The sequence below is a fragment of the Emticicia sp. 17c genome (genome assembly GCF_037153985.1).
Classification (GTDB): domain Bacteria; phylum Bacteroidota; class Bacteroidia; order Cytophagales; family Spirosomataceae; genus Emticicia.
This window is the reverse complement of sequence record NZ_JBBAYI010000004.1, coordinates 216,305-229,456: the sequence shown is the minus strand read 5'-3', so window position 1 is coordinate 229,456 and position 13,152 is coordinate 216,305. Positions and strand designations below refer to the sequence as shown.

The 13,152-nt window shown below is 42.5% G+C and carries 8 protein-coding genes; all 8 read left to right on the top strand.

The genetic code is table 11. The annotated features are described in order from the left end of the window. Positions 1 to 477 precede the first annotated feature (477 nt). A complete protein-coding gene (locus WAA15_RS10725) occupies positions 478 to 3,579 on the top strand; it encodes a SusC/RagA family TonB-linked outer membrane protein (protein WP_337042740.1) in 3,102 nt (1,033 codons plus the stop codon). 37 nt (positions 3,580 to 3,616) lie between these two features. Beyond that, entirely contained in the window at positions 3,617 to 5,050 is a 1,434-nt protein-coding gene (locus tag WAA15_RS10720; protein ID WP_337042739.1) for a SusD/RagB family nutrient-binding outer membrane lipoprotein, read from the top strand. Between the two features lie 52 nt (positions 5,051 to 5,102). Further along, positions 5,103 to 5,579 carry a hypothetical protein gene (locus tag WAA15_RS10715; protein ID WP_337042738.1) on the top strand — a complete coding sequence of 159 codons (477 nt, stop codon included), beginning with the start codon at positions 5,103 to 5,105 and terminating at the stop codon, positions 5,577 to 5,579. 277 nt (positions 5,580 to 5,856) lie between these two features. Next, complete coding sequence (locus WAA15_RS10710; protein WP_337042737.1) at positions 5,857 to 6,216, top strand: cupin domain-containing protein; 360 nt, start codon at positions 5,857 to 5,859, stop codon at positions 6,214 to 6,216. 11 nt (positions 6,217 to 6,227) lie between these two features. Beyond that, positions 6,228 to 7,388, top strand: a complete 1,161-nt coding sequence (locus tag WAA15_RS10705) for an alpha/beta hydrolase family protein (protein ID WP_337042736.1) — start codon at positions 6,228 to 6,230, stop codon at positions 7,386 to 7,388. A gap of 7 nt (positions 7,389 to 7,395) precedes the next feature. Then, positions 7,396 to 8,610, top strand: coding sequence for a DUF6786 family protein (locus tag WAA15_RS10700; RefSeq protein ID WP_337042735.1), 1,215 nt, complete (start codon positions 7,396 to 7,398; stop codon positions 8,608 to 8,610). Between the two features lie 29 nt (positions 8,611 to 8,639). Further along, positions 8,640 to 11,033: a glycoside hydrolase family 95 protein gene (locus tag WAA15_RS10695; RefSeq protein WP_337042734.1), complete on the top strand. Its 2,394-nt coding sequence runs from the start codon at positions 8,640 to 8,642 to the stop codon at positions 11,031 to 11,033. A 43-nt stretch (positions 11,034 to 11,076) separates the two neighbouring features. Next, positions 11,077 to 12,990 carry a glycoside hydrolase family 88 protein gene (locus tag WAA15_RS10690; RefSeq protein WP_337042733.1) on the top strand — a complete coding sequence of 638 codons (1,914 nt, stop codon included), beginning with the start codon at positions 11,077 to 11,079 and terminating at the stop codon, positions 12,988 to 12,990. The last annotated feature ends 162 nt before the right edge of the window (positions 12,991 to 13,152 follow it).

Here is a 13,152-nt window from a genome sequence, read left to right as displayed (position 1 = left end):
GGGAAACTAAAAAATCATACCACAAAAGCCCTTTTGCCCTCCTTTAAAACAGAAAACCTACTCACTGCTAAGGTTTTTGTGTTAAGCACCGAAAAAAGCACCCACAGAAAGGATTTTTTATAGAATAATCCCCTTTTAAAAATCACAATAAGTATGCCTATTTTTTAAAAACCGAAAATATATTTATTAAACGTAGCTATTTTTCGTGTTTTTTTAATATAATTTTAATTTTATTTAATGCGCTGTTATTGGTTTACTAATCGGAGCGATTAAAAAAATATTAATATTTTTTCGCAGAATACTTATTTTTTGTATTACTCCTTTCGGCTTTTCTATTCAATAAAATGCCCAATCTGAGAAACTTTTACCGCTTACAGAAGCATAATTATTCATTAATACGTCTACCCTACGGAATGTAACTATTAAAAATATAATTATTACATTTACAGAACTAAAACCAACTATATTAATATCATTATGAAAAAAAAGCTACGTGAATTGGGTTTTTTACTCAGCCTTTTGCTTTCCTTGAGCGTATCCGCACAGAATACAATTAAAGGTAAAGTAACATCTTCAGACGACGGCACGCCTATTCCGGGTGTGAATGTAACAGCCAAAGGGAAAAATGTGGGAACAGTGACAGATGCTAATGGTAATTATAATATTGCGGCATCGAAGGGCACTGAATTGATTTTTAGTTTTGTAGGAATGGAAACCCAAACCATATTGGTTCAGGACCAGACCAACATTAATGTTGTGATGGTGTCTTCTGCTTCAACACTAGGCGAAGTAGTGGTAACTGCCTTAGGGCAAACACAGGAAAAACGGGCAATTGGGTACTCGATACAATCAATAAAAGCCGATGAAATTAAGAGTTCGGCTAACCAGAACATAGTAGGAGCCTTGCAAGGTAAAATTGCCGGAGCCGTTATTACAGGTTCGGGTGGTGCGCCGGGTGCAGGTATAAACATTATTTTAAGAGGGGTAACGTCGTTGAGCGGAAATGCCGACAACCAGCCACTTTTTATTGTTGATGGCATTATCATCTCGAACTCAACCAGCGTGGGTAATCCATTACCAAGTGCCGGTAGTAACTCGCCGGGTGCAGGCGAGCAGTTTGCTAACACTAACCGCGCCGCAGATATTAACCCCGACGATATCGAAAGTATATCGGTATTGAAAGGGCCATCGGCTACTGCACTTTATGGTTTGCGTGCCTCGAATGGTGCTATTATTATTACCACCAAAAGAGGTAAATCAGGCAAGCTGAATATTTCGGTTTCTTCGTCGGTAAGTGCCGATGTACTTGGCAAGTCGCCGTCTATTCAGACAACATATCTGCAAGGTCGTTTAGGCGAGTTCATTCCGTTAGGGCCGGGCCGTACGCCGTACCAATCGTTCGGGCCAGTACTTGATGCCCAAAACACAACCGACAAAATTTATGATAACTTCCGTGGTTTTTACAGAACGGGGCTTACCAACAATAACAATATTACGCTTACTAAAGGCAACGACAAAGGTAATATCTACCTATCGTTAGGCCGTAGCTACCAGATGGGTATCATCCCGAATACAGATTTTGGCCGTACTTCTGCCAAAGTAGCCGGTATGTATAATATTACCAAAAAACTCTCGGTTTCGGCTTCATTTAACTATATCAATTCGGGTGGTAAACGTCCACCAGCGGGCGATAAATCAATTTTCAGTGCTTTAGGTTACTGGCCAAATACGTATGATGTAAACGATTACCTGAACCCAGACGGCACTCAGAAGAATATTCTTCCGGGTTTTACAGATAACCCTCGTTATCTGGTTGAAAAAAGCCCTCGTATCGATAAAGTAAACCGTTACATCGGCGACATTACGCTGAACTATAATATTACCGACTGGTTGTCGGCCAAATATCAGCTAACCTACGATACTTATAACGAAACCCGCAGCCGTCAGGTTGATAGTACTTTCGATGTAGGTATTCAGGTAAAAGGTTTCCTTGTAAACGAGTTCCTGAATTACCGAGAGCTAAACTCGAACCTGTACGTAACTGCTAAAAAAGACTTTGGCAAAAACTGGAGCGGCTCATTAATGGTGGGAAATTCGTTAGTAAACAGCGAACGACCTGACAGCTATTATATTCGTGGCGAAGGCTGGAAAGCCCCATTCACAAACGACATCAGCAGTTATCGTAACCAGCAAAAACGCTTTTACTCTCCGGCGCATTACCGTATAGCCAGTTTCTTTGCCGATGCAAAACTGAGCTATAAAGATATATTATACCTGAATGCTACTGGCCGAAACGATATTGTTTCTACCTTGCCACAGGCCAATAACTCATTCTTTTATCCATCGTTTAGTGCAGGTTATATTTTTACCGAGCATTTTGGTCGGAACAATACCTTATCTTATGGTAAGTTACGGGCTTCGTGGGCGCAAGTGGGTAAAGGTACAGACCCTTACGTGTCAGGCAATTATTTTGATATTACTGATAACTTCCCGTTTGGTAATACTGTTCCGGGGTATTTCCGTAGAGCTACTACTGCCGACCCGAACCTGAAACCTGAACGTACTACTTCTATTGAGCTAGGTACAGAACTACGTTTCTTCAAGAACAGGTTCATGATTGATGCTACTTACTTTACCATGGACAGCCGCGACCAGATTGTGCGCGCCCCTGTTTCAAACGTTTCGGGATACTCCTTCTATTATACCAACATTGGGCTTATCCGTAACAAAGGCGTAGAGTTATTGGCTACTGCCAAAATTATCCAGTCAAAAGATTTCAGTTGGGACGCCTCATTAAACTGGTCGAAGATGTCGGGCAAGGTAATAAAAATGCCAGCCGAATTACAAGAGATTGCTTATTATGATAACGTAGTAGGTAGCCTCAGGATTCGTCAGGGCAGTAAAATCGGCGACTTGTGGGGCTACGACTACCAGAGGGCTCCTGATGGGCAAATGCTTATTAATGCCTCAACTGGTTTCCCTGTAACCAGCACAACCCTTACACAATATGGCAACGCATTGCCTGACTGGCTCGGAGGCTTAACCAATACCTTTACTTACAAAGGTTTAACGGTATCGGCCTTGTTAGAGTGGCGCCACGGTGGCGATGCCATCGATTTGGGCGAAAGAAATGCCCTTCGTAGTGGTTCTATAAAATTAACTGAAAGACGCTACGAGCAGGTTGTTTTCAATGGTGTTGTTGAACAAAAAGGAGCCGACGGAAAATCGACTTATGTACCTAATACAAAAGCTGTATATCTGGACGACCTCCTATACAATCCATCAACTTCTACACGTTTTAATGGTTGGTCGAAGTTAAATATTCAGGATGCTTCATGGATTCGCCTACGAACTGTAAGTGTCAATTACGCGCTTCCTAAAAGCCTGATAGGTAAAACTGTATTTAAAAACGGAGTTAGATTCAGCTTTACAGGTACTAACCTGTTCCTGAATACGCCATTCCGTGGATATGACCCTGAGGCATTGTCTTTTGGTTCAGGCACCAACCTTATTGGTTTCGTAGGGCGTAATAACCCCGCTACCAAAAGCTTTATGTTTGGGGTAACAGCTAATTTTTAACAGAATCCAACTTGTGTAAACTATTTAATTTATTGCAATGAAAAAAGTACATTATATATATACCTTTTTAGTGGCTGGGCTCATGACAATTGTTTCAGGTTGTCAGAGTTTTCTGGATGTCAACGTTGACCCCACCCTGAAATCAGATGCAACGGTACAAGAGCTTTTATCTACTGCTCAGTTTTATACCAGCGAAGCCAGTTATCAGCAGGCTTATGTAGCCTGCCAGTATGCCCAGCAATTGGGCAGCAACCTCGGTACAAACGGAACCGACGCTTATTATGAAGCAGAAAACGCCACAGGTTGGTCGAACCTGTATTTATATGTGATTCCTCAGTTGAACCTGATTGTTCAGAAAGGACAGGCCGACAACAACCCTGCTTATGTAGGTATTGCCAAAACCTTGTTGGCTTATAACCTCGGTATTGCAACTACCAACTGGGAAAACGTACCTTACTCACAAGCCGACCAGAAAAATTTCACACCGGCTTATGACACCCAGCAAAACGTGTATGCTTCTATCCAGAAACTACTCGATGAAGCAATTGTTGAACTGGCTAAAAATACAGGCACCAAACCAGCCACCGACGACATGGTTTATGGTGGCGACTTAGGCAAATGGAGCCGTTTGGCATACTCGCTTAAAGCACGTTATGCCATGCACCAGTCTGGCCTAAATGCCCAGACCGCCGCCCAAACAGCTTTGGCAGCCTTGCAGAACGCAATGAAAAGTAATGCCGATGATTTTCAGTTACAGTATAATTCAAAGAACCTTAGCCCGTGGTATAGCCGCGTAGCTTTAGCCAACAGTACGGCTAACCTTTCGGTAACTTATGGTAGCACTTTCGTTGACTTAATGAACGGCAAAGTACAGGGAATTGTTGACCCTCGCCTTCCGATTGTAGTAACCCTGAAAAACGGACAGACAGCTTATTCGGGAGTGGTTCCGGGTTCGGGTGCTGGTTCAACCGTAGACTTTAATACCAAAGCGTGGCACTCAAATATTAATTCGCCAATTGTGATGATGACCTACGCCGAAGTTAAGGCTATTGAAGCAGAAGCTAGATTTCTGGCTAATGGTGGTACTATTTCGTCGACAGGTAGCACTACCGAAGCCTACAACGCGTATCTGGAAATTGCCCGCGCTAATATGCAGAAATTAGGCGTAAGTACCGCTAATATTGATACTTACCTAAGTGCTGGGGCCGTAAATGTAGGAGCCGCAAACCTGACCTTGCTAAACATCATGCGTGAAAAATATAAAGCTATGTTCCTGATTGGGGACATCTGGACTGACGTGAGAAAATACAATTATCTCGACTTCCCGATGCCTCTAAATATTAATCCTGACTTAGGTAACCAGCGTATTCAACGCATGAAATACCCTTCTTCTGAGCTAACAAGAAATGCCAAAAATGCAGAGGCAAATCAGAAACAACCAGCCATTAAAATGTGGGTATTTAACAAATAATGATTCGGAGAACCAGGTTTTAATTTTCAGTACGTTTAAATTTTAATCAGATATGAAAAAAATAAAAATATTAGCTTTTAGTTTATTAGCTTTTTCGGCCAGCTTCCTGACGGGCTGTTATGAAGAACCCGATTTAATCAGCGAAATAACCACCAGTAAAGGTAAAGTAGCACAAATTTCGGTAGTTTGGTTAGGTACTACTCGCACCACAACGTCCAACACAAGCGTAGTTGCAAACCTTACAGCACCAGCGGGGAGCAACACCAATTTTAATATAGAATACACTACGCTAGTGCCTGTTAAGGAATTTAGGGTATACTGGGCCGCTACGTCTACCGGAGCGCAAACCCTGTTAACTACCATTCCGGCCGGAACGCAAAAATATGACCCAGTACTAAGAAATTATGTATTGGCAGTACCTATTACAGCACAGCCTACGGCCAAAACAACGAGGGTTTTCTTTGCCGAAATTGTTACCGAAAATGGCTTGCTATCAGCACAGAAGTCGGCTACACTTACAGCTAATTAATGTAGGTTAGCCTATTCTGTCACACAAAACCCCGTTAACGGCGCGTTAACGGGGTTTTTATTTATACACAAGCAACACTAAGGTTTTTGTGGTTTTATAACAAAAATCTTAGATATTTACAATTCAATTAACACCTAAGTACAATTTTGGCAACGTTCCCGATAACGTTTGCATAAAAATATCAATCGGCACTAAATATTTTCTTTAAAAATAATAGGTACTTTTACCTTTACGTAAAAGTATAATATATTCAATAACCATCTATTACATAAAAACCTTGAACGCGCTAGCACATATTGCCTTTGAAAAAACATTGGTAGCAGACAACGAATTACCTTGGGAAATAGTCGATGAAAAAATCAAACGCAAAATCATGTCTTTCAATAAAGACCTGATGCTGGTAAAAGTAGCTTTTATAAAAGGCGGAGTTGGGGCTACACACAAACACCCCCACCTGCAAATCAGCTATATTGCCAGTGGTGTTTTTGAAATTACCATTAATAACGAAACCCGAATCCTGAAAGAGGGTGATGTATACTTTGTTCCTGCTGATGTTTTACACGGAGCCGTTTGTCTGGAAGATGGTGTACTGGTTGATGTGTTTAACCCGATGCGTGAAGATTTTATTCATACCTAAACTTTACTCCAATGAAATCATCTTTTTTTACTCTCTGCTTTTCGCTGATTGGGGCTTGGGCATTTGCCCAGTATAATCCCGAAAAACCTGACTTATGCCAAGGGCGTTTTTATACCGAAGAGCAAGCCGTAAAAGTTCATGAAGATTTAGCCAGCCACTACACCGATAAAAAAAGCTGGGAGAAACACGCCGCACTCATCAGAAAGGGAATCCTTGAAGGTTCAGAGTTTAATACCCTTACCTTAAAGAAACCAACGAATATTAGCATCCACAGTAAAAAAGAACTTAACGGGTACAGTGTCGAAAACGTATCTTTCCAAAGCCTAGAAGGCATTTATGTAACCGGAAATTTATACCGCCCGTTGGTTCAGAGTAAAAAAATGGCGGGTATCTTATGCCCTCACGGACACGGGCAAGACCCACGCCTGAAAGAATATACCCAGCAACGTTGCGCCACGCTGGCCCGTATGGGAGCCGTGGTATTTGCTTATGATATGATAGGCATGGGAGACTCGAAACAATGCGACCACAAAATACCAAAGGCAGTAAAATTACAATTAGCTAACAGTACTGCGGCTTTAGATTTCCTGTTGGGCTTACCCAATATTGATAAAGAAAGAATTGGCATGACCGGAGAGTCGGGCGGGGGTACGCAAACCTTTTTACTAACAGCCATCGACTCCCGCATAAAAGTGTCGGTACCTGTGGTAATGGTATCGGGATATTTTTTTGGTGGCTGTGTCTGCGAAAGTGGTATGCCTATTCATAAACGCCCTACACACCAGACCACCAACGTAGAAATAGCCGCGCTTGCTGCGCCACGACCTATGCTACTGGTGTCGGACGGCGGCGACTGGACCAACAACACACCTAAACAGGAATATCCTTTCATTAAGCGGATATACTCTTTTTATGGTGCCAAAAACCAGTTGGAAAACGTGCATTTACCAAACGAAAAGCACGACTATGGTATTTCGAAACGTCTGGCTGCTTATGAGTTTCTGGCCAAACATCTAAAACTGGATATTAACAAAGTAATGATAAATGGTAAAATAGATGAAAGTGCCAATACAGTACTAAGCCCGACCGACTTACAGGTATTTGACGATAAACACCCCCTACCTGCCAATGCCCTCATGGGTAACGATGCAGTAATGAAACTTTTAAACTAGGTTTCTGATGAAAAAAACAACCTTTTCTATTTTATTGGTATTGTTGGGCTGGGCTTGCCAGCACCACAACAAAACCAGCGAATCACAAACAACTATGAATCTACAAGAAAAAGAAACTTTTGGTTACGATTACAATTTCCTGAAAAAATATAAAGAGGTAATACTACTGGAGCAAGACAACATGAAGGTGGCTATTGTGGGCGACTATCAGGCTCGGGTAATGACAAGCTCTGCCAAAGGCATGAGTGGTTTCAGCTATGGCTGGATAAACCACGAGGTTATTGCCTCAGGCACATTTACACCTCACATGAATGCTTTCGGTGGTGAAGAACGCTTCTGGTTCGGGCCTGAGGGCGGGCAATATTCTGTTTTTTTCAAAAAAGGAACTACTTTCGACTTTGTCAATTGGCAAACTCCGCCCGAAATAGATACAGTTGCCTATGACCTGCTCGAGAAACAAGCCGGTAAGGCTGTTTTTACAAAAGACATGGAACTGGAAAACTATTCTGGCACTAAATTCAAAGTAAAACTGAACCGTGAAATCAGTTTATTAACTAAAGCCGACACAGAAAAGCTACTAGGTGTTAGCCTTGAAGGTATCGACTGGGTGGGGTATCAGACCAGAAACATCCTGAAAAATACCGGAGCCGACGACTGGGATAAATCAAAGGGGGTGCTTTCTATCTGGCTTTTAGGCATGATGAAAGCCTCTGCACAAAATACCATTATTATTCCTTATCAGGCAGGTAAAGCCAGCGATATTAACGATAGCTACTTCGGAAAAATATCGCCAGAGAGATTAGTAAAAAAAGACGATATACTGTTTTTCAAGGCCGATGCACAGGCAAGGGGTAAAATAGGTATTCCGCCGCAAGCACTTAAACCAATAGCCGGAAGTTACGATGCCGAACATAAAATACTGACTATTGTTCAGTTTGATTACAACGGTGAAACCGACTATGTAAATTCAATGTGGGAGATTCAGAAAGACCCCTATAAAGGCGATGCCATCAATGCTTATAACGATGGCAAGAACGATTCAGGTTCTCAGATGGGGCAATTTTATGAACTCGAAACTTCGTCGCCGGCCGTTGCCTTAAAACGTAACGAAACCCTCACGCATACGCAACGGACCTTCCATTTTGAAGGCACCGAGGCCGCACTTGACCTTATCAGTAAAAAAATATTGGGCATTAGCTTATCTGACATTCCCAAACTATAAAACTTAATGCAACGGTAAAATCTCAATCCATGAAAAAACACGCCTTACTACTACTACTTTTTACAATAACAACCTTAGTTTACGCACAACCCGATAAAACTTTGTGGTACAAAAAACCCGCTCAGTACTTTGAAGAAACCCTAGTACTAGGTAACGGCAAACTAGGAGCTACGGTTTTTGGAGGTGTTCAGTCTGATAAAATTTACCTCAACGATGCTACCTTGTGGTCGGGAGAACCTGTAAACCCAGCCATGAACCCCGAAGCCTATAAGCATATTCCTGCCATAAGAGAGGCCCTTAAAAATGAAGACTATCAGTTAGCCGATAAACTTTACCGGAAAATACAAGGCAAATACTCCGAGTCTTTTGCACCATTGGGTACGATGTACATCAATTTCGAGCATGGAGATACCCAACAAAATTACTATCGGGAGCTAAATATTGGCAAGGCGGTATCAAAAACAACCTACGAAATTGATGGCGTAAAATATACCCGTGAGTATTTTGTGTCTCATCCTGACCAGATAATGGTAGTTAAACTAAGTAGTAGCAAGCCCGGTGCGCTCAACTTTGACATAAAGTTTAACAGTTTACTAAAAAACAACGTATCAGGCAAGGCAAATCTATTAGAGGTTAATGGCTATGCTCCCATCAAAGCAGCCCCTAACTATGTGAATATACCCGATGCAGTAGTATTTGACGAAACCAAAGGCACAAGATTTACGACACTAGCCAAAATCAAGAATAATGGTGGTGGCGAAATCATCAATACCGATAGCACAATAGGCATTAAAAATGGCACCGATGCCATTATTTTTGTGGCAGTGGCTACCAGTTTTAACGGTTTTGATAAAAACCCTGCAACCGAAGGGCAAGACAACAAGGCTATTGCGGCAGCTAATCTTAATAAAGCCTTCGCTAAAACATACGACCAGCTAAAACAGGCACATATCAGAGATTACCAGTCGTTTTTTAATCGGGTAAGTCTGGATTTAGGCCCTACACAAGCCCCCGAATTACCCACAGACGAACGCCTCAGACGCTATGCCGAAGGAAAAGAAGATAAAATTCTGGAGGTACTGTATTTTCAGTATGGGCGTTATTTGTTAATCAGCAGTTCGCGCACCAAAGGGGTGCCTGCCAACTTGCAAGGTATCTGGAACCCCTATATGCGCCCACCATGGAGTAGTAACTACACGACTAACATTAACGCCGAAGAAAACTACTGGTTGGCCGAAAACACTAATTTATCAGAGATGCACGCGCCATTGCTGGGTTTCATCAGAAATGCTTCTGAAACCGGAAAAATTACTGCTAAAACCTTCTACGGGGTAAATGGCTGGACGGTAGCTCATAATTCTGACATCTGGGCTATGAGTAACCCCGTTGGCGATTTTGGCAAAGGTGACCCCGTTTGGGCTAACTGGACAATGGGCGGAACATGGTTGAGTACCCACCTGTGGGAACACTACATTTTTACTAAAGACATCAGTTTCCTGAAAAATGAAGCATATCCGTTAATGCAGGGAGCCGCACAGTTCTGTCTGGAATGGCTGGTTGAAGATAAAAACGGGCATCTGATAACTTCTCCTTCTACTTCGCCTGAAAACAAATATATTACCTCGGCGGGGTATAAAGGAGCTACTCTTTATGGTGGCACTGCCGACCTAGCCATGATTCGTGAGTGCTTTGAGCAAACCATTAAGGCATCTAAAATATTGAATACAGATACCGAGTTCAGAACAAAACTTGAGCAGGCTCTGGCAAAACTATATCCGTATCAGATTGGTAAAAAGGGGAATCTGCAAGAATGGTATTACGACTGGAACGACGAAGACCCTAAACACCGCCATCAATCTCATTTATTTGGTTTGTTTCCGGGTAATCATATTACACCAGAGAAAACGCCTTTACTGGCTGATGCCTGCCGCAAAACCCTCGAAATTAAAGGCGACGAAACCACAGGCTGGTCGAAAGGCTGGCGGATTAACCTCTGGGCAAGGCTATGGGACGGCAACCATGCTTACAAAATGTACCGTGAACTACTCCATTACGTTGAGCCAGACGGCGTAAAAACGAATTATGCCCGTGGCGGAGGTACCTACCCTAATTTATTTGATGCGCATCCGCCTTTCCAGATTGACGGAAATTTTGGCGGAGCTGCCGCAGTAGCCGAAATGCTGGTGCAGTCTGACGAAAATCAGATTCGTCTGCTTCCTGCGCTACCCGACGAATGGGCCACAGGCTCGGTAAAAGGTTTATGTACCAGAGGTGGCTTTGAGGTATCTATGAGTTGGGCCAATAAAAGCATCCGAACTTTAAGCATTTACTCAAAAACTGGTGGGCAAACTACGCTGATTAATGGTAAAACATCTAAAAAAATTACGCTGAAAGCAGGGCAGAAACTCAATGTAAACTTGTAAGAACTGCATCCAGATATTCAAATTATTTATAGCTTATTTCATTATGAATACGAAAAAATTGCTCGTTATTCTGTCATTTATCAGTCTGACCAGCATGGCACAAAAGCCTTACTCGGTGCAAATGGCAGAGTCTTTTATGACATGGCACAAAGATTCAATTACGGTAAAACCCAATAAACCTGCCGGATGGGACTACGAACAAGGGCTTGTATTAAAGGCACTCGAAAAAGTATGGTACCGCACCGGAGATGCAAAGTATTTTGAGTATATCCGCAAAGACCTTGACCGCTATGTGCAAAAAGACAGCACTATTCGTACGTATGCTTACAATGATTTTAATCTTGATAATATCCCGACAGGGCGAGAGCTATTGATGCTTGCCCAGCAAACCCAGCCCGATAAAGAAAAGTATATAAAAGCAGCACATTTGTTATGGAAACAAATCGAAAACCAGCCTAAAACCAAAGAAGGTGGCTACTGGCACAAACAGCGATACCCCAACCAGATGTGGCTCGACGGCTTATTTATGTGCGAGCCTTTTGCTGCCGAATATAGCAGGGTTTTTAATAAACCTGAGCACTTCGACGACATTGCCCGACAATTTACCCTGATAGAACAACACGCCGTTGATGAGCAAACAGGCTTGGTTTATCATGGCTACGACGAAAGCCGCGAACAAAAATGGGCCGATAAAAAAACAGGTGTTTCGCCACATTTCTGGAGCCGTGCCATAGGCTGGTATGCAATGGCACTGGTTGATGTATTAGATTATTTTCCTGATTATAACCCCGAAAAAGCCAATCTTATCAAATATTTACAAAGGCTAGCTCCTGCCCTTGTAAAATATCAGGATGCTAAAACGGGGGTTTGGTATCAGATGACCTCACAAGGCAACCGCAAAGGCAATTATTTTGAAGCCTCGGCCTCTTGTATGTTTGTTTATGCGCTGGCTAAAGGTGTAAGGCAAGGGTATCTGGATACGAAATACCTGACGGCCGCCAGAAAAGGCTATGCCGGCATACTGAAAGAGTTTGTTGAAAAAGAAAAAGATGGCACCATAAGCCTTAATAAAACTGTAAGTGTAGGTGGCTTGGGCGGAAACCCCTACCGCGATGGCTCCTATGAGTATTACCTGAGTGAACCTATCCGTAAAAACGATTTAAAGGGTGTAGGGCCATTTATCTTTGCTAGCGTAGAAATGGAAATTGCCGCCGAAAATGCACTTGGCAAAGGCAAAGTTGTAGCCGTAGATGGGTATTTCAATAATGAATTCAGGAAAGACCTGAATGGCAATCAGGAGAATTTCCATTATACATGGGACGACCGTATGCACTCGGGTTTCTGGCTCTGGGGAAACATTTTCAACGAACTGGGCGCAAGAACTACCACCATCAAAACCGCCCCGACAGCCGCTAATCTGAAAGATATAAACGTATATATTATTGTTGACCCCGATACCCGAAAAGAAACAGCCAAACCCAATTTTGTACAGGCCGATGATATTAAAAACATCAGCACATGGGTAAAAAACGGTGGTGTGCTGGTAATGATGGCCAACGATACCGCTAATTGCGAACATAAAAACTTTAATCTGCTGGCGAAAGAGTTTGGTATTCAGTTTTTACCAAAAAACATTAACATGGTGCAAGGCACTCAATGGGAACAGGGTCGGCTGGATATTCCTGCCAATAATCCTGTTTTTAAAAATACGCAAGCCGTTTACATCAAGGAATTATCGCCTCTTGCCCTGAGCGCACCTGCGAAGCCTATCCTGACCGATAAAGGCGAAACAATTATTGCTGTTGCCAAAGTAGGCAAAGGAACAGTATTTGCCGTTGGTGACCCCTGGCTTTATAACGAATATACCGACGGCCGCCGTATTCCGCTTGTGTATCAGAATTTCAGTGCAGCTAAAGACCTTGCTACATGGTTATTACAACAAGCACCCAAGAAATAACATCGGCCAAACGTGCATAACGGTTAAATGAGTATTACGCAGGCAGCAGCAGGTTTGTCAGGTTTACGTATTAGGCAGGCTAATCATACAAATACCCGACTGCTGTTTCTTTTTGTCAAAATAGTATTAAAAAAAGAAAAATTAGGGCAGAATAAATTAATC